At 72.9% G+C, this 16,548-nt stretch carries 15 protein-coding genes; 5 read left to right on the top strand and 10 right to left on the bottom strand.

Features of this window, described 5'->3' with window-relative positions; genetic code table 11:
• Positions 1–161 precede the first annotated feature (161 nt).
• The 5 genes from QSK37_RS02440 to QSK37_RS02420 are packed head-to-tail and all read right to left on the bottom strand — an operon-like array spanning position 162 to position 5,412.
• Entirely contained in the window at positions 162–1,322 is a 1,161-nt protein-coding gene (locus QSK37_RS02440) for an MFS transporter (protein WP_285617195.1), read from the bottom strand.
• Positions 1,323–1,371: 49 nt separating this feature from the next.
• Complete coding sequence (locus tag QSK37_RS02435) at positions 1,372–2,625, bottom strand: adenylosuccinate synthetase (RefSeq protein WP_285617193.1); 1,254 nt, start codon at positions 2,623–2,625, stop codon at positions 1,372–1,374.
• A gap of 34 nt (positions 2,626–2,659) precedes the next feature.
• Positions 2,660–3,628 (bottom strand): type 1 glutamine amidotransferase family protein, encoded by a 969-nt coding sequence (locus QSK37_RS02430; protein WP_285617192.1) that lies wholly within the window; start codon positions 3,626–3,628, stop codon positions 2,660–2,662.
• 3 nt (positions 3,629–3,631) lie between these two features.
• On the bottom strand, positions 3,632–4,621 hold the full coding sequence (locus QSK37_RS02425) for a molecular chaperone DnaJ (protein ID WP_285617191.1): 990 nt from the start codon (positions 4,619–4,621) through the stop codon (positions 3,632–3,634).
• Positions 4,618–5,412 carry an NUDIX hydrolase gene (locus QSK37_RS02420; RefSeq protein WP_285617190.1) on the bottom strand — a complete coding sequence of 265 codons (795 nt, stop codon included), beginning with the start codon at positions 5,410–5,412 and terminating at the stop codon, positions 4,618–4,620. The genes QSK37_RS02425 and QSK37_RS02420 overlap by 4 nt, the downstream gene beginning before the upstream one ends.
• A 221-nt stretch (positions 5,413–5,633) precedes the next feature.
• Between QSK37_RS02420 and ggt the strand changes: the two genes are divergently transcribed.
• From ggt to QSK37_RS02405, 3 genes are all read left to right on the top strand, one after another.
• Positions 5,634–7,445 (top strand): gamma-glutamyltransferase, encoded by a 1,812-nt coding sequence (gene ggt / locus QSK37_RS02415; RefSeq protein ID WP_285617188.1) that lies wholly within the window; start codon positions 5,634–5,636, stop codon positions 7,443–7,445.
• Positions 7,446–7,567: 122 nt separating this feature from the next.
• Complete coding sequence (gene cutA, locus QSK37_RS02410) at positions 7,568–7,891, top strand: divalent-cation tolerance protein CutA (protein ID WP_285567018.1); 324 nt, start codon at positions 7,568–7,570, stop codon at positions 7,889–7,891.
• 105 nt (positions 7,892–7,996) lie between these two features.
• Positions 7,997–8,836: an oxygenase MpaB family protein gene (locus QSK37_RS02405; RefSeq protein ID WP_285617186.1), complete on the top strand. Its 840-nt coding sequence runs from the start codon at positions 7,997–7,999 to the stop codon at positions 8,834–8,836.
• A 7-nt stretch (positions 8,837–8,843) separates the two neighbouring features.
• On the opposite strand, the gene QSK37_RS02400 is transcribed toward QSK37_RS02405, so the two are convergent.
• The 3 genes from QSK37_RS02400 to QSK37_RS02390 form a co-directional block, all read right to left on the bottom strand.
• Complete coding sequence (locus QSK37_RS02400) at positions 8,844–9,251, bottom strand: PPOX class F420-dependent oxidoreductase (RefSeq protein ID WP_285617185.1); 408 nt, start codon at positions 9,249–9,251, stop codon at positions 8,844–8,846.
• 285 nt (positions 9,252–9,536) lie between these two features.
• Entirely contained in the window at positions 9,537–10,697 is a 1,161-nt protein-coding gene (locus QSK37_RS02395; RefSeq protein WP_285617184.1) for an epoxide hydrolase family protein, read from the bottom strand.
• 28 nt (positions 10,698–10,725) lie between these two features.
• Positions 10,726–12,942, bottom strand: coding sequence for an HAD-IA family hydrolase (locus QSK37_RS02390; RefSeq protein WP_285617183.1), 2,217 nt, complete (start codon positions 12,940–12,942; stop codon positions 10,726–10,728).
• A 54-nt stretch (positions 12,943–12,996) separates the two neighbouring features.
• Between QSK37_RS02390 and QSK37_RS02385 the strand changes: the two genes are divergently transcribed.
• Positions 12,997–14,199 carry an ROK family transcriptional regulator gene (locus QSK37_RS02385; RefSeq protein ID WP_285617181.1) on the top strand — a complete coding sequence of 401 codons (1,203 nt, stop codon included), beginning with the start codon at positions 12,997–12,999 and terminating at the stop codon, positions 14,197–14,199.
• A gap of 35 nt (positions 14,200–14,234) precedes the next feature.
• Entirely contained in the window at positions 14,235–14,678 is a 444-nt protein-coding gene (locus QSK37_RS02380) for a hypothetical protein (RefSeq protein WP_285617179.1), read from the top strand.
• Between the two features lie 27 nt (positions 14,679–14,705).
• On the opposite strand, the gene QSK37_RS02375 is transcribed toward QSK37_RS02380, so the two are convergent.
• Positions 14,706–15,284: a histidine phosphatase family protein gene (locus tag QSK37_RS02375; RefSeq protein WP_285617177.1), complete on the bottom strand. Its 579-nt coding sequence runs from the start codon at positions 15,282–15,284 to the stop codon at positions 14,706–14,708.
• A 49-nt stretch (positions 15,285–15,333) separates the two neighbouring features.
• Positions 15,334–16,449: an alanine dehydrogenase gene (ald, locus tag QSK37_RS02370; protein WP_285567001.1), complete on the bottom strand. Its 1,116-nt coding sequence runs from the start codon at positions 16,447–16,449 to the stop codon at positions 15,334–15,336.
• Positions 16,450–16,548: the final 99 nt, after the last annotated feature.

The raw sequence follows: 16,548 nt of genomic DNA, 5'->3' as shown, positions 1-16,548 counted from the left end.
GCCGTATGCGCACCCCGGTCGGCGCCCCCCACAGCGGGGTCGGCACCGCCGGCCCGGCGGGTCCGTGATCCGCCGCCGGCGACCAGTGATGTTCTCCCTGGCCAGATACCCGCCCGCCGCCCTCCTGACCCCCCGACGGAGATCACCGAGAGCTCGCCGGGTCAGTCGCGGGCGGCTCGCAGGGCGCCCGCGGGTACGGCGATGAGGGCGGTCATCACGGTGACGAGCGTCAGGGCGACCGTCAGGGACGTGCCCTGCGCGACGAAGCCGATGATCGGCGGGGCCAGCAGCCAGCCGGCGTACCCGACCGTGGCGACGGCCGCGACCGCCGTGCCCGGGTCGTGGCCCGGCGTGCGGCCCGCGGCGCTGAACGTCAGCGGAACCACCGTGGCCATGCCGATCCCGAGGACGGCGAACGCGACGATCACCACCGCCGTCACGGGCACCAGGAGGCCGACCGCCAGGCCGGTCGCACCGGTGAGCGCCGCCGCGCGGACGAGCCGGGCCGATCCGAACCGTTCGACGAGCCGGTCGCCCAGCAGGCGGGCACCGGCCATGGCCAGCGAGAACGCGGCGTATCCCCAGGCGGCGACGTCCTGCGGGGCGTCCGTGGCGGTGTGGAGGTAGACCGCGCTCCAGTCCGCGGCGGCGGCCTCGGCGAACAGTCCGCAGAAGATGACCCCGCCGAGCAGGAGCAGGCCGCGGTCGGGGATCGCGAAGACCTTCCCGGCGGCCGCCCGCGGCGCCGGGATGAGCCAGAACCCCGACACGAGGCTCACCACCCCCAGCGCGATCCCGACGATGAGCAGGTGCGTCGGGGCGCCCATGCCGGCGCTGGCGGCCAGGCCCGCGAGCCCGGAGCCCGTCAGGCCGCCGATGCTCCAGATGCCGTGCAGCCCGGACATGATCGAACGCCCGTACCTCTCCTGCACGACGACGCCGTTGGCGTTCATCGCGACGTCGAGCACGCCGCCGGTCGCGCCGAACAGCACCAGCGCCATGAAGATCGTGGGCAGCGCGGGCGCGAACGCGATGAGCGAGACGCTCACCGCCATCGTGATGCCGCCGATCCGCGTCATGCCCCGGCTACCGAACCGCGCGATCAGCCAGGCGGCGAGGGGTGCGGCGATCAGTCCGCCGACGGCGGCCCCCATCAGCGCCACACCCAGCCCGGCGGAGGACAGGTGCCGCGCCTCCTTGACCCAGGGCACGCGGCCGGCCCAGCTCCCCGCCGCCACACCGTGCACTCCGAAGGTGACGGCCACCGCGAGCCGCGCTTGACGGTCACGTCGGACAGGGGCGGCGACGGCGGTCATCGTCATGAGTCAATGATCGCGGACGTACGGGGATGCGCCGGCCACCTCGGCCGCGTCAGGCGACCGCGTGAACCCGACGTGCGGCGGCGTCTCCGCTGCTCGATGCCACCTTGTCCGACGCCGTCGGACCGTACGAACGGATCCAGACCGGAACGCCGAGCGCGTCCTCCACCGCTCCGGCCGGGTCGGCGCCCAGCGGCTCGTAGTGAGGGCGTGCGGTCAGGAGCCGTTCGGTGAGCAGCGCCTGACCGGTCAGGTCCGCGGCCGGCGCAATCCGGTCGCCGATGTCGTAGGAGCGGCAGATGAGCGGGGCGGGCGCGTCGAGGTGCGTGACGGCCAGCGAGTCCGCGCCGCCGGACACCGCGAGCGCGTACCGCAGCGCGACCGCGTCGAGATGCCCGGTGCGGAACGCGCCCTGCCAGCGGCCGTGCCGGTTGTGCGGTTCAGGCCGGTCGAGCCGCGGGTCCTCGGTCACGAACGGGCCCGGCCCGTGCCGCGTCTGGTACGCCCGCAGCACGCCCACGCGCCGTACGCCTCCGCCGCGCGCGGCCGGGCCCGCCTCGTCGAGCAGCGTCTCGGCGTTCGCGAAGGTCGTCGTCGACCACGTGGTGTACGGGTGGAAGCCGAACCGCTCGTCCAGCAGCACGCCCTGCGCGCCCTCGAACACCACGGGGCCGCGGCGCAGCAGCGCCGGCAGGAAGTCCTCCCCGCTGATCCGCACCCGGGCGGCGAAGGCGGTGAACGCGGCGACGCAGTCCTCGATCGCCGGCACGTCGAGCGGGCCGAGCTCGTCGAACAGGTGGTCGCGCAGGAGCCTCAGCCGCCGGCGCAGCCGCGCGGGGGAGCGGCAGTCGCCCACGCGTGGGGCCTCGTCCCCGGCCAGGGCGTACGACGCGGTCTCGCCGATGCCCATGCCGCACGACCCGTGCCGCAGCGCGGTGGCCCGCGCCCGGTTGGCCGCGCGGTGGTACGGCGTGGTGAGCAGCGCGTCGCGGTCGACCGTCAGCCGCTCCAGCGCGTCGCCGGCGCCGACGGACGCCAGGTGAGCCGACTCCGCGGCCAGCGCGAGCGGATCCACCAGCATGAACCGGGACAGGTGCGTCACCACACCCGGCGTGAACGTCCCCGAGCCGAACTGGGCGAACGTGTGGTGCCGCCCGTCGGCGGTCACCACGTTGTGCGCCGCCTGCGCGCCCCCGTTGAACCGCACCACCGCGGCGTACGGGCCGCGGGCGCAGAGCCAGTCGACGACCGTGCCCTTGCCCGCGTCCCCGTACCCGAGATCAACGACGATCACATGTTCGGTCACGGGGCGTGCCTTCTGGTTCGCTCGCTCCGCTCGTTCACAGGCGCGTGACCTCGGTGTCGGCCGGGTCGAGGCCGGTCGGGGCGGGCGTGACCGTGACCCGGCCGCGGTGGGCGCTCAGCGGGGCGAGGGCGCGGGAGACCGACTCGCCCGCGTCGGAGCCGAACTCGCGCAGGTGGTCCAGGCCCTCGTCGAGGTCGACCGCGTCCTCGGCGAGGCCCACGGTGAGGGCGATCGTCTCGCAGACGGCGTCGAGGTCGTCCAGGCGGATGACGTTCTGGCCGAGGTGGCCGCGCCAGAAGTCCAGCAGGCGGTCGTCGCGGGAGTGGCTCGCGCCCTCCGGGATGATGAAGTAGACCTCGAACTTGCGCTTCAGCTCCGCGATGATCGACGCCAGCGGGATGTCCTCGGCCGGCTCACCGCCGATGACCTTCGCGATCTCCCGCGCCTTCACCTTCGGGTAGGCCAGCTCGTCGCCGATGAGGAACAGGTAACCGCGCCGCCCGCGCTTCTCCAGGCAGTCCATGGCCGTGTGCCGCGCCATGAAGTACATGGCCAGCTCGTAGGACTCGGTCATCTGGCCGCCGCCACCGCCCTCGAGCAGGATCTTGCCGAGGTCGTCGTCCATCCGGTTGTCGGACTCGAACTGGCCGACCTGCAGGGGCGCCCGGTCGCAGGTGGCGTCGCCCACCGCGCCGAACAGGATCTGCGGGTGCTCGACGTACCCCTTGCGCATCAGCAGGCCGAGCAGGTCCGGCAGCTTCGACTGGAGCGTGCGCGGCACGGTCAGCATCGAGCCGGTGACGTCGAACAGCACGGCCAGCGCGAGCGACTCGGGGTGCTCGTCGTTGTCGCGGCTCTCGCGCACGGTCACGCCGTGCGGGTCGAGGTCCTCGTGCACCGTGCGCGCGCCGCTGTCGCTGTAGGCGAACGCGCTGACGTTGTGGGCGGCGCGGTAGTGCGCGCCGGCGTTGTAGACGTCCGTGGACCAGGTTCCGCTTCCCATGGGTCAGTTTCCTTCCGGGTGAGAGATGGCAGGCAGGTGGAACGGCCGGAACCGGCGCGGGCCGTACAGCCGTTCGAGCAGCTCGTCGAGTTCGGCGAGGAGCCGCCAGGCGTCCCGCGGCCGGCGGTGCCGCGCGGGGAGCACGCAGCCGCGCGCGAACGCCCGCAGGGCCTTGGGCGCGCGGTCGGCCATGAGGTACGTCATGCAGCGGGTGGCCATGAAGATGTCGGTGCCGCGGCCGGCCGTCTCGCGCGCGGGAACCTCCGGCGGATACCAGTCCGCCCGGCGGGGGACCATGGCCGGCACCCGTCCGCTGCGGTCCGGGTGACATCCGGGCACCGAGTAGCACCAGTCGACCAGCACGAGGCCGTGCCGCTCGGGGTGGATCAGCACGTGCTCGGGCAGCACCGCGCCGTGCAGCACGCCGGCCCGGTGCGCGAAGCCGAGCCCGACCAGCAGCCGCCGCCACATCCACGCGACGTCGCGGGGATCCACGCCGTCGGGGTTGGCGGCGCGCACCTCGGTGAGCGGGTGGAAGCCGTCGAGGCGGGCGATCGCGTTGACGCGGCGTTCGGCGCCCGTCGCCTCGTCGCGGTGCCGGAAGCTCTCCAGCAGGCGCGGGACGTACGGCAGGAACCGCCCGTCGCCGTCCTTCGGCAGCTGCCGCAGCGCGACGGCCTCGCGTTCGAGCAGGTCGTTCACGCCCGGGTCACGCGGAACCTTGACCATCGCGTCGCCCGCGTCGTACAGGTTGGCCAGGTCGCCGCGGACCGGGTCGCCGGCCAGCGTGTACGCGGCGCGGCGCGTGCGGATCGTCACCGGCCCGTACGCCCGCCACAGCGCGGTCAGCCGGTCGAAGGCCTCGCGCGGGCCGCCGGCGTCCGGGTGGACGAGCCGGACCAGCCGCCGGTACGCACGGGGACCGTCGGCGCCGAACAGCTCGGCGGGCGTCCGCGCGGTCTCGATGAGGCGCACGGCCTCGGCCTGGATCATCGGATCTCCTCCTCGCGCGAGGGCCGCAGCAGGGCCGGGTGCAGCAGGCGGGCGTCGCCGGCGCGGTAGAGGCGGGGGCGCGGGCCGCCGCGGCGGCCGCCGCGTTCGGAGGTCCCGCCGGTGCTCTCGACGAACCCGGGCACCGACAGGACCTTGCGGTGGAAGTTGCCGGCGTGCAGCTCCTCGCCCCAGACCGTCTCGTAGACGGCCCGCAGCTCCGGGATGGTGAACTCCGGCGCGCAGAACGTGGTCGCGAGCGCGGTGTACTCCAGCTTCGAGCGGGCCCGTTCGAGCCCGTCGGTGAGGATGGCCGCGTGGTCGAAGGCCAGTCGCCGGGTCGTGCCGGGCCGCTGTGAGCCGTGGCCCGTCAGGCCGAGGGCCGATACGGGCGTCCACGCCGCGGCGGCGGCGTCGCTGCCCGCCTCGGGCTCGGGCATCTCGGGGGCGAAGGCCAGGTAGGCGATGGAGACGACGCGCATGCGCGGGTCGCGCTCCGGCGCGCCGTAGGCCGCGAGCTGCTCCAGGTGGACCCGGTCCAGGGCGTCCGTGCGGACGCCGGTCTCCTCGGCGAGCTCGCGCGCGGCGGCCGCGTCGAGGCCTTCGGCGCGCGCGCCGCTCCGGACGAAGCCGCCGGGCAGTGCCCACCGGCCCTCCTGCGGCGGACCGCCGCGCCGGACGAGCAGCACGTGCAGGGCGCCGTCGCGGATGGTCAGCGCCACCACGTCGATGGCGACCGCGACGGGGTCGTAGGCCCGCGGGTCGTACGCCGCGAGGAACTCCTCTTCACCCATGAGTCCTTCTCAAGTTGAGTCAATCTCTATCTGAGGACAACGTACGTCATGGCGAGATCGTTTGTCGAGTACGTTTTTGCGGTAGTTGGTGGCAGGACGCGGCTCTTGGCCTGTTCTGGACCGTGCTGGGGGTAGCCGGGCGATCTTGTGGATCTCCGGCGCACGGGATGGCACAGTGGGGGACGCGTTCCTCGTGAAGCGCCGGACGATCAGGAGACGCAATGCGCCGACCCGCCGCCGTCATCGCACTCGCCACCGCGGCCCTGGCAACGCTGGTGGTGCCCGCCCAGGCGCGGCAACCCGCCGCTCACGCCCCGCAAGACGAGAAACAGGCGGTCGCGGTCGGGTACGGGGGAGCGGTCGCGAGCGTCGACCTGGACGCCAGCAGGAGCGGTGTCGAGGTGCTCCGCCACGGCGGCAACGCCGTCGACGCCGCGGTGGCCACCGCGGCCACGCTCGGCGTCACCGAGCCGTACGTCTCGGCCATCGGCGGAGGCGGCTACTTCACCTACTACGACGCCCGCACGCACAAGGTCTCCACCTTCGACGGCCGGGAGACCGGCCCGGCGAAGATGACCAAGGACTTCTTCATCGACCCGAAGACCGGCAAGCCGCTGTCGTTCAACGACGCGGTCACGAGCGGACTGTCCGTGGGCGTGCCCGGCACGCTCGCCACCTGGGACTCCGCGCTGCGCCGCTTCGGCTCCCGCCGTCTGGGCGACCTGCTCCAGCCCGCGATCAAGGTGGCGAAGAACGGGTTCACGGTCGACCAGGAGTTCGTCGACCAGACCACGGTCAACCAGGACCGCTTCAAGGACATCGTGCCGACGCGCGAGCTGTTCCTGCCCGGCGGCAAGCCGCCCGCGGTCGGCTCGACGTTCCGCAACCCCGACCTCGCCGCCACGTACGAGCAGATCGCCAAGAAGGGGCTCGGCTGGTTCTACGGCGGCGAGCTGGGCAAGGAGATCGCCACCACGGTGCAGCACCCGCCCGTCGACCCGAACGCCACGCGCGACGTACGGCCGGGCGTGGTGCGGTCGTCCGACCTGGCGCGCTACAAGGTGGTCCCGCGCGACCCCACGCACGTCGACTACCGCGGGCTCGACGTCTACGGCATGGCGCCCTCCTCCTCGGGCGGCTCGACCGTGGGCGAGGCACTGAACATCATGAAGCAGTTCAAGCTCAGCGACCCGGTCGAGGCGCTGCAGGTCTACCTCGAGGCGTCCAAGCTCGCCTACGCCGACCGCGGCGCGTACGTCGGCGACCCCGCGTACGAGAACGTCCCGCTGAAGACGCTGCTGTCGGACCGGTTCGCCCGCTCGCGCGCCTGCCTGATCAAGCCCGGCCAGGCTTTGACGGCGCCGGTCGCGCCCGGTGACCTGAAGGGCGAGGGCTGCACCACTCCGTCGGGCACCGGCCAGCAACTGCCGTACGAGGGTCCGCAGACCACGCACCTGGTCGCCACGGACAAGTGGGGCAACGTCGTCTCCTACACGCTGACGATCGAGCAGTTCGGCGGCAGCGCGCTCACCGTGCCGCACCGCGGGTTCCTGCTGAACAACGAGATGACCGACTTCAACTTCACGTCGTCCACTCCGGCCGGCTACCCCGACCCGAACCTGCCCGCCGCCGGCAAGCGGCCGCGCAGCAGCATGGCGCCGACGATCGTGCTGAAGAACGGCCGCCCGCTGCTGGCCGTCGGCTCGCCGGGCGGTTCGACGATCATCACGACGGTGCTGCAGATCCTGCTGAACCGCATCGACCTCGGCATGACGCTTCCGCAGGCCGTCGAGGCACCGCGCGCCACCCAGCGCAACACGGCCCAGACCGCCGCCGAGCAGGCGTTCATCGACAAGTACGGTGCGGCGCTGAAGGCCAAGGGGCAGGACTTCGTGCTGTTCCCCGGCCCGCCGGCGGGCGTGATCGGCTCGGCCGCGGGCCTGGAGTTCCTCGGCGGCGGCAAGGTGGAGGCGGTCGCGGAGAAGGTCCGCCGCCACGGCGGCAGCGCGCTGGTCGCCGTCCCCGCCCGCTGACCCCGGGCCGCCCCGCGGCCGGTCCGAGGGTGAGGCGGTCCTGACCGGAACGATGGTGTGATCTGTCGCTGCCGGACCGGACCGGGGCGCGGAGCTACGATCAGCGGGGAAGGAGTCGCTGTATGGCCGAGGCGTACGTCCAGGTGACGACGACCACTGATTCGCGCAAGGAGGCCGCCGAGCTCGCGAGGTCGGCGGTCACCGAGCGTCTCGCGGCCTGCGCCCAGCTGATCGGCCCGATCGCCAGCACGTACTGGTGGGAGGGGGAGATCGAGTCCGCCGAAGAATGGATGGTGCTGTTCAAGACCACCACCGACTGCTTCGAGGACCTGGCCGCCCAGATCACCGAACAGCACTCGTACGACACGCCGGAGATCATCGCGACTCCGGTCGTGGCGGGCAGTGCCGAATACCTGTCCTGGGTGCGGGAGCAGACGACCGAGTGACCTGATCCTCCAGGGGCCGCCGGCGTGTGACGGCTGCCATGAGAGGGTAATAAGTCAGTACTTATCCCTGTTTTCGTCGGGGTGCCCCCTCAAGGACGGTGAACGGTGAGCGAGGACTACGGCCTGTTCGGTCCCGGCTCCGTGACCTGGCGCGTGATGGCCGAGCCCGTGCAGATGATCGGCGGCTTCCGCGCCCTCATCCTGCAGGCGCTGCACCCGCCGTCCATGTGGGGCACCGCACAGAACTCCGAGCTCATGGACCCGCGCGCCGCCTGGGCGCGCCTCGGCCGCACGATCGAGTTCGTCCGCGTCCGCACGTACGGCACGCACGACGAGGTCGAGCGGGTCGGCCGCCGGGTCCGCAACCTGCACTCGCGGCTGAGCGGCCTCAACATGGACACCGGCGAGGTGTTCCCGGTCGACGCCCCGGAGAACCTCCTGTGGGTGCACATGGGCGAGGTCGACTCCTACCTCGACGTGGCGCTGCGAGCCGGCATCCCGCTGTCGCGGGCGGACGCCGACGCGTTCGTCGACGAACAGCGCCGCTCCGGCGCGGTCGTCGGCCTGGACCCGGCGGACATCCCCGCGTCGGTCGCCGAGATGCGCGACTACTACGCGGAGATGCGGCCGAGGATCTACGCCTGCCGGGAGGCGAAGGAGGGGCTGCGGCGGCTTTTCAACCCGACCGTGCCCCGCCAGTGGCTGCCGCTGAAGCTGGCCGCTCCGGGCATCGCGACGCTCGTCGTGGCGACTCTGCCCCGCTGGGCCCGCCGCATGTACGGCCTGCCGGCCACGCCGCTCGAGGACGTCTGGGCGACGACCTGGCTGAAGGCCCTGTACCGGGGCACGCAGGTCGTCCCGGAGGCCTGGCGCTACTCCCCGGACGCCCGCCGCGCGCGCGAGCTCACCCGCGGGAACGGCACGGACCTGGCCGTCGCGTCCTGACCCGCTCTCAGGCCTGCCCGCTGGCCACGGTCCGGTTGCCGGCCGCCGGGTCGACGCCGAAGCTGAGGATCCGGCGCGGGTGGACGCGGATGATGGGACCGGCCAGGTTCCCCGCCGAGTCCGCGGGTTCGGTGAGCGCCTCCGCGTCGCCGCGGATCTCCAGGCAGCGCACCGTCCACGGGTCGAACGAGGCGATGTCGTCCACCACGAAGGACACCTTCGACCCCGCCGCCACGTTGCGGAACTTCCGGCTGGCCGCCATGCGGTGCCCGCCGATGTCGATGGTGCCGAGCTCTTCGTTGAAGCCGAAGCCGACCGGATTGTTCTGCACGGTGCCGTCCGGCCGAACCGTGGCCAGCCGCCCCAGCCGCTGCTCGCGCAGGTAGTCCAGTTCCCGTTCGGTGAAGATCGCCATGGCCGCCTCCATCGGTGTCGTGCGTTACGGCCGCCACGGTAGGCCGAAGCCGATCACCGGGCCATCGGGCGAAAGCCGCTGCCGGCCTACGATGAAGGGCCTAGGACCCGGCGGACGGAGACGTCCCCCCCATGCCATCCGCGCCGGCCCTCCCGCGCCAGCGCCTCCATCTCGTTGAAGGCGTGCAGCGGCTTGAGCACCCTCCGGGCGGGGCGTCGCCCGGGGCGGGGTCCGTGCGGTCGGCGGCCGGGACGCCGAAACGCTGCTGGGCGGCCTGGCGGCTCGTCAGCGGACCAGGCGGAAGAAGGCGCGGACCTCCTCCACGAACAGTTCGGGCTGCTCGAAGGCGGCGAAGTGGCCGCCCCGGTCCAGCTCGTTCCAGTGCCGGATGTCGGTGAAGCGTTGCTCCGCCCACCGCCGGGAGGGACGGGGGTTCTCGTGCGGAAAGATCGAGCATCCGGCCGGGACGCCGATCCGATCGGTCGTCGCGCTGGCGAAGAGCCGCTGCACCTGCCGGAAGCTCTCCCAGTACAGCCGGGCGGCGGACGCGCCGCTCCCGGGCAGCCAGTAGAACATCAGGTTGTCGAGAAGCTCGTCCCGGGTGAGCGCGTTCTCCGGATGGCCGTCACAGTCGGTCCAGGAGCGGAACTTCTCGACGATCCAGGCGCACAGCAGCGTGGGCGAGTCCACCAGGCCGTACCCGATGGTCTGCGGCCGCGTGGACTGCTCCAGCGAGTAGCCGTCCTCCCACGCCTGGGCGTGCTCCAGTGCGTCGAGGGCGGCGCGCTCGGCGCCGGTGAGGTCGCCGAACGTGGCCGGATCCGGCGCGGCCAGGGGCGGCGTGAGGTGAATGCCGGCCACGTGCCCCGGGTCCTGCCGGCCGATGATCGTGGTGATCGTGGTGCCCCAGTCGCCGCCCTGCGCGCCGTACCGGTGATAGCCGAGGCGAGCCATCAGCTCGATCCAGGCGGCGGCGATCCGCTCCACGCCCCAGCCGGGTCCGGCCGGCTTGTCGCTGAAGCCGTAGCCGGGCAGCGAGGGGCACACCACGTGGAACGCGTCGCTCGCCCGGCCGCCGTACGCCGGCGGGTCGGTCAATGGGCCGATCACCTTGAGGAACTCCACGATCGAGCCCGGCCAGCCGTGGGTGAGGACGAGCGGCAGCGCGGCCTCGTGCGGCGAACGCACGTGCAGGAAGTGGATGCCGAGCCCGTCGATCGTGGTGCGGAACTGCGGCAGGGCGTTCAGCCGCCGCTCGGTGGCACGCCAGTCGTACTCCTCGGCCCAGTAGCGGCACAGTCGTCGCACGTAGTCCAGGGGGACGCCCTGGGACCAGTCCGCGACGGTCTCGCTCTCGGGCCATCGCGTCCGGGCCAGCCGGTCCCGCAGGTCGGCCAGCTCCGACTCCGGGACGTCGAGGCGGGTCGGGGTCACCGCATCGGACATGTCGTCCTCCTCCGTCGAGGTGGTGGCGTCATCGCGCGGCCAGCACGAGCGCCTGGTACGGGGCCAGCCGGACGCGGCCGGCCCTCGGCCGGTCGAGTCCGACGGCCGGATCGTCGGTGTCGAAGACCGCCGCCGCGGGCAGTTCCACATCGGCCACCGGCGTGTCACGCAGGTTCGCGACCGCCCAGAGCCCGCCTCTGCGGTACGCGACGACCGGTGCGTCGAGGGCGATCCGGCTCACATCGTCGGTGGCGGCCAGGAGATGCGCCAGCCGGCGCCGTGTCGCCAGCAGCCGAGACAGGGTGTTCAGGTGGGACGCCGGGTCGTCCGCCTGGACCGCGACGGTGTCGGGCTCCCCGCGCCCGCCGTCGGGCAGCCACGGCCGTCCGGTGGTGAAGCCCAGGCCCGGGCCCGGACGCCATGGCATCGGGGTGCGCACGACGTCGCGGCTCTCGCCGGGCTCGGCGGCGCCGAGCGGATCCACGGTGCGCTCGGCCGGCACGTGGCCGTCGCCGAGGCCGAGCTCCTCGCCCTGGAAGAGCCAGAACGTCCCCGGCAGAAGCGCCATCAGCACGTGCAGCGCCAGCGACCGGCGCCGGCCAGGCTCCCCGCCGCCGAACCGGGTCACCGCACGGGACCGGTCGTGGTTGCCCTGCACCCACGAGAGACGGGACGACGCCGTCGTCGCGGCTTCGAGCATGGCAGCGATCCGCTCGGCGTCCCAGCCGGTCTCCACCAGGCCGAACCAGAACGACGAGTGGAGCCGTTCATCCTCGACGAAGCGGGCCAGCGCGTGGGGATCGAGCTCGTACACCTCGCCGACGAGAAAGGCGCCGTGCCGGTCGGCGATCCGCCGCCAGCGTTCGTGGACGGCGTGCACGTCCGGCTGATGGATGTCGTGGCGGTGGTCCTGGCGGCGCCAGTCCATCGTCACTCCCCGCGCCGGCAGCACCTGACCCGCGGGAAGGGACGGATTGTCCCGCAGGTCCGCGTCCTTGACGAGGTACGCGGCAGTGTCGATCCGGAACCCGTCGAGCCCGCGCTCGAACCAGTACTCCAGCACCGTGTCGATCTCCGCGGCGAGCGCGGGGTCGCGCCAGTTCAGGTCGGGCTGCTCCGGACGGAACAGGTGGAGGTAGTACTGGCCGGTCGCCGGGCTGAAGGTCCACGCGGGGCCGCCGAAGTGGGAGAGCCAGTTGTTGGGCGGCCCGCCGTCCGGCGCCGGGTCCCGCCAGATGTAGTGCTCGCGGTGCGGGTCGGTCCGGGAGGAGGCGGCCGCCGTGAACCAGGGATGGGCGTCGCTGGTGTGGTTCACGACCAGATCGCCGATCACCCGCATCCCCCGGCGATGCGCCTGGGTGAGCAGTTCGTCCAGGGCGGCCTCGCCGCCGAACGACGGGTCCACGGCGTGGTAGTCGGCGACGTCGTAGCCGTGGTCGCGCATCGGCGAACGGAAGAAGGGGGTCAGCCACAGCACCTCGACGCCCAGCCGGGTCAGGTGATCCAGGTGGGAGCACACCCCGGCCAGGTCGCCCCAGCCGTCGCCGTCGGCGTCGGCGAACGACGGCAGGTACACCTGGTATCCCACGGCGTCGCGCCACCACGGCCGTACCCGGGAGCGCTCCAGCAGGTGGGCCAGCCGGCCGAGGCCGGGCAGGCGGAGGTCGCCGTCGAGCCCGCGCAGGGCCGCGGTGGGCATCCCGGCGGCCCGCCCGGCGGCGAGTCCGGGCGGCGAGTCCTCCACGACCAGGCAGGCGGACGGCGCGATGTCCAGCAGGGCCGCGGCCCGCAGGTACCCCTCGGGGTCGGGCTTGGCCGCCCCTACGTCGTCGAGCGTGACCAGCACCGGCGGGTCGATGCCGGCCGCGTGGAGCCGTTGCTTGGCCAGCCGGTCGTCGGAGGTCGTCACCACCGCCCAGGCGAGCCCCATCCGATCCAGTGCCGCGAGCAGGTCGCGCGCCCCGGCGGCCGCCGTGACGTCGGAGGCGTCGGCGTACTCCAACTCGTACTGGCGCTGTGCCGCGGCCTTGGCCGCCTCCTCGCCGAGTCCGGGCAGCAGGCTCCGTACCACGCGGACCGCCGGGTGGCCGTGCGCGGCAGTGAGCACCGTCTCGACGTCAAGGCCGTACTCGCGGGCCCAGGCCGACCAGGCACGCTCGACGGTGCCGTCGGAGTCGACCAGAGTGCCGTCCATGTCCAAGAGCACGCCCTCGACTCTCGCGAGGTCCAGCGGTCCCTGTCTCACAGCGCCTCCCCGTAATAAACTCGTGCGGCGAGCATAAACGAGGGAGTGGTGTCGATGGCAAGCCCCGCGAACCGATCGGGCTCGGTCCGTGCCCGTAATGCCCGCTGGCGCGGCGCGCTCGCCGTACTGGAGGAGATGCGGCGCGAACCGGGGGTGACGCGCGCCGCGGTGGCGCGCCGGCTCGGCCTGACGACCGGATCGGCCACCGAGATCACCGCCCGCCTGCGCGACCTCGCGCTGCTCGCCGAGACGCAGGCGGCGACGCTCGGGAGGGGCCGTCCGACGACCGTGCTCGGCCCGCACCCGGAGGGCCCGCTGGTCATCGCGGTCGACATCCGGCAGGAGGACTGGCGGTGCGCGGTCGCGGCACTCGACGGCGCACCGGACGTCGTCGAGGCGGAGGCACACGCGGACCGCGACCCGGCCGCCGTGATCGCCGCGATCGGCCGTGCGGTGCGCCGGGTCCACGACCGGCACGGCCATCGCGTCAGAGCGGTCTCGGTGGCGGTCGCGGCGACCGTCCGGAGCGGCGGCGTCGTCCAGGCCGCAAGCCTCGGGTGGGACGCGGTCGATCTCCGCGCGCTCACGGCCGACCCGCGGACGCCGCTGCTGATCGGCAACGACGCGACGCTCGCGGGCGTGGCCGAAGCCCGCCTGGGCGCCGCCGCCGGCGCGGTGGCGGCGCTGCACATCACGATCGAGGTCGGCATCGGCGGCACTCTGGTCGTCGGCGGCCGGCCGGTCGACGGCGCGACCGGCGCGGGCGGGGAGTTCGGCCACCTGCCGTTCGGTGACCCGGCACTTCGCTGCCCGTGCGGTGCCCGCGGCTGCTGGGACATGACGGTCGACGGCCGTGCCATCGCCCGCCACGTGGGCGACCCTCCGCCGCGCGACCCCCGTACCTACGCTCTGGAGGCCCTCCGCCGGGTTCGGGGCGAGCCGGCCGTACGGGCCGCGGTGGGCCGGGCCGCCGAGGCCTTCGGCGGCGGGCTGGCCGGCCTGATCAACGCGCTGGACCCGGACATCGTCACGCTCGGGGGCCTCGCGGAGCCCCTCCGCGCCGCGGCCGAGCCGCGGTTCACCGCCGCGCTGACGGACGGGCTCATGCGGTTCCGCCGCGCCGACCCGCCTCCGGTGGTCGCCGCCGCCCTCGGCGAGGCCGGAGCCCTCCACGGAGCGGCGGCCGCCGCGCTCGACCACGTCCTCACCGAGGACGGCCTGAACGCCTGGGCGGCGTTTGTCGGTGCGGGACGCTAGCTTCGCCCTGGTCGGTCCGAACGGAAGAGGGTGCCGTGGGAGCTTCGAGTTGGCAGTACTTCGTGCCGTATCAGGAGGATCTACAGGACGCTCTGCGGCGGTTGCGGCACAAGGTGTTCGAAGAGCGTGCCTACTACTGGGTGAAGGGAGCCGACTGGCGTCCTGAGAAAGACCGTGAGCCGTGGCCGGCGACCATCGAGGAGCTGTGGGAGGACGAGTGGGTGCATGAGTCCGGTACGCACTCGATCCTGGACATCTTCCGGGTGATCGGACCGGCCGAGCAGCCGGACTACAACACGGTGCAGCCGGTGTCGGCCGATGAGGCGTTCCGGCACCTGGGGGTGCGAGAGCTCACCCGCGCCCACGTCCCCGAGTTCGACGTCTTTCCCCGCGCACGGTGGATGGGCCGTTGCGCGGTCCTGCACGACGACCGGGGCCGGCCTCAGGAGATCTGTTTCTGGGGTCACTCCGGCGACTGACCCCCGACCATCAGCGGTCGTCCATCGTCAGAGCCGCGGGGGGAGGTTCCACGAGCCGATCACCGGCTGCTCGTGTTCGGTGCCCAGCGTGGACAGCGTGCCGGTGCCGAGGCGGAACAGCCGGCCGTCGGCGGGCGGCAGGCCCAGCCAGCGGGCGGTCAGGACGCGCAGGACGTGCCCGTGCGCGGCGAGCACCACGTCGTCGCTCCCGGTCAGCGCCGGCCGCACGCGCTCCAGGACCGCGTCCGCCCGCGCGCCGACCTGCTCGACCGTCTCACCGTCGAGCACGCCGTCACGCCACAGGTACCAGCCGGGCCGCTCCTCGCGGATCGCCGGGGTGCTCCGGCCCTCGTACGCGCCGTAGTCCCACTCCCACAGGCGTTCGTCCGTCTCCGCGCCGGTGAGCCCGGCGAGTTCCGCGGTGCGCCGGGCCCGCTCGGCCGGGCTGGTCAGGACGAGCGCGACCCGGCGGTCGGCGAACAGCGGCGCGAGCGCGCGGGCCTGCTTCTCGCCCTCGGGCGTCAGCGGCACGTCGGTACGGCCGGTGTGCCGGCCCTCACGGGCCCATTCCGTCTCACCGTGCCGCAACAGGATCAGTTCCCCCATACGCGGCACACTACGGGACCGGGACGTGCCGCTTCCCTCGCCCCGGCCCTCAGACGAGAAGGTCGTCCAGCTCCACGTGGTCGAGGCCGTGCGCCTCGGCGACCGGGTAGCTGGTCAGACGGCCCTCGTGCGTGCTGAGGCCCTGCGCCAGCGCGCGGTCGTCGGTCACGGCCTGCCGCCAGCCCTTGCCGGCCAGCGCGAGCGCGTACGGCAGGGTCACGTTGGTCAGCGCGTACGTGGAGGTGTTGGGGACCGAGCCCGGCATGTTCGCGACGCAGTAGAAGACCGAGTCGTGCACCGTGTAGGTCGGCTCGTCGTGCGTCGTCGGACGGGAGTCCTCGAAGCAGCCGCCCTGGTCGATGGCGATGTCGACCAGGACCGATCCTGGCTTCATCCGGGCGACCAGGTGGTTCGAGACCAGCGTGGGCGCCTTCGCGCCGGGGATCAGCACCGCGCCGATGACCAGGTCGGCGTCGACCACGGCACGCTCGATGGCGTACGTGTTGGACATCAGGGTCTTCAGCCGGCCCTGGTAGATCGAGTCGATGTGGCGGAGCCGGTCGATGTTCACGTCCATGATCGTGACGTCGGCGCCCATGCCGACGGCGATCTGGGCGGCGTTCAGGCCGGACACGCCGCCGCCGATGACCACGACCTTGGCTGGAGCCACGCCGGGCACACCGCCGGGCAGCACGCCGCGCCCGCCGTTGAACTTCATCAGGTTGTACGCGCCGACCTGCGGAGCGAGCCGGCCGGCCACCTCGGACATGGGCGCGAGCAGCGGCAGCGACCGGTTCGGCAGCTGCACGGTCTCGTAGGCGATCGAGGTGACACCGGAGCCCAGGAGCGCGTCGGTGCAGGGCCGCGACGCGGCCAGGTGCAGGTAGGTGAAGAGCGTCTGCCCCCGGCGCATCCGGTGGTACTCCGGCTCGATCGGCTCCTTGACCTTCAGGATCAGCTCGCCCGTCTCCCAGACGTCGTCGGCGGTCTCGAGGATCTTGGCCCCGGCGCCGATGTAGTCCTCATCGGGGATGTTCGAGCCCGCGCCCGCGTCACGCTCGACGAAGACCTCGTGGCCGTGGCGCACCAGCTCGTGCGCGCCGGCCGGCGTCACGGCGACGCGGTACTCATTGTTCTTGATCTCGCGCGGTACGCCGACCCTCACGATGCCTCCTCAGTTCATGTTCCTCACCAAGGGTGCGACGAGGATGACCAGGAGCGCGATGAGCAGCATGTATTGCTATTCCCAAGGATGCTGACACAT

The sequence above is a fragment of the Actinoallomurus iriomotensis genome (assembly GCF_030269445.1).
GTDB lineage: Bacteria > Actinomycetota > Actinomycetes > Streptosporangiales > Streptosporangiaceae > Actinoallomurus > Actinoallomurus iriomotensis.
Note: the sequence above shows the minus strand (reverse complement) of the source record. Positions and strands in the feature narration are given on the sequence as shown.

Excerpts from the sequence above, each read along its gene's own strand:
- QSK37_RS02440 (WP_285617195.1), bottom strand. The coding sequence starts at position 1,322 with ATGACGATGACCGCCGTCGCCGCCCCTGTCCGACGTGACCGTCAAGCG.
- QSK37_RS02430 (WP_285617192.1), bottom strand. The coding sequence starts at position 3,628 with ATGGGAAGCGGAACCTGGTCCACGGACGTCTACAACGCCGGCGCGCAC.
- QSK37_RS02425 (WP_285617191.1), bottom strand. The coding sequence starts at position 4,621 with ATGATCCAGGCCGAGGCCGTGCGCCTCATCGAGACCGCGCGGACGCCC.
- QSK37_RS02420 (WP_285617190.1), bottom strand. The coding sequence starts at position 5,412 with ATGGGTGAAGAGGAGTTCCTCGCGGCGTACGACCCGCGGGCCTACGAC.
- ggt (WP_285617188.1), top strand. The coding sequence starts at position 5,634 with ATGCGCCGACCCGCCGCCGTCATCGCACTCGCCACCGCGGCCCTGGCA.
- cutA (WP_285567018.1), top strand. The coding sequence starts at position 7,568 with ATGGCCGAGGCGTACGTCCAGGTGACGACGACCACTGATTCGCGCAAG.
- QSK37_RS02400 (WP_285617185.1), bottom strand. The coding sequence starts at position 9,251 with ATGGCGATCTTCACCGAACGGGAACTGGACTACCTGCGCGAGCAGCGG.
- QSK37_RS02395 (WP_285617184.1), bottom strand. The coding sequence starts at position 10,697 with ATGTCCGATGCGGTGACCCCGACCCGCCTCGACGTCCCGGAGTCGGAG.
- QSK37_RS02385 (WP_285617181.1), top strand. The coding sequence starts at position 12,997 with ATGGCAAGCCCCGCGAACCGATCGGGCTCGGTCCGTGCCCGTAATGCC.
- QSK37_RS02375 (WP_285617177.1), bottom strand. The coding sequence starts at position 15,284 with ATGGGGGAACTGATCCTGTTGCGGCACGGTGAGACGGAATGGGCCCGT.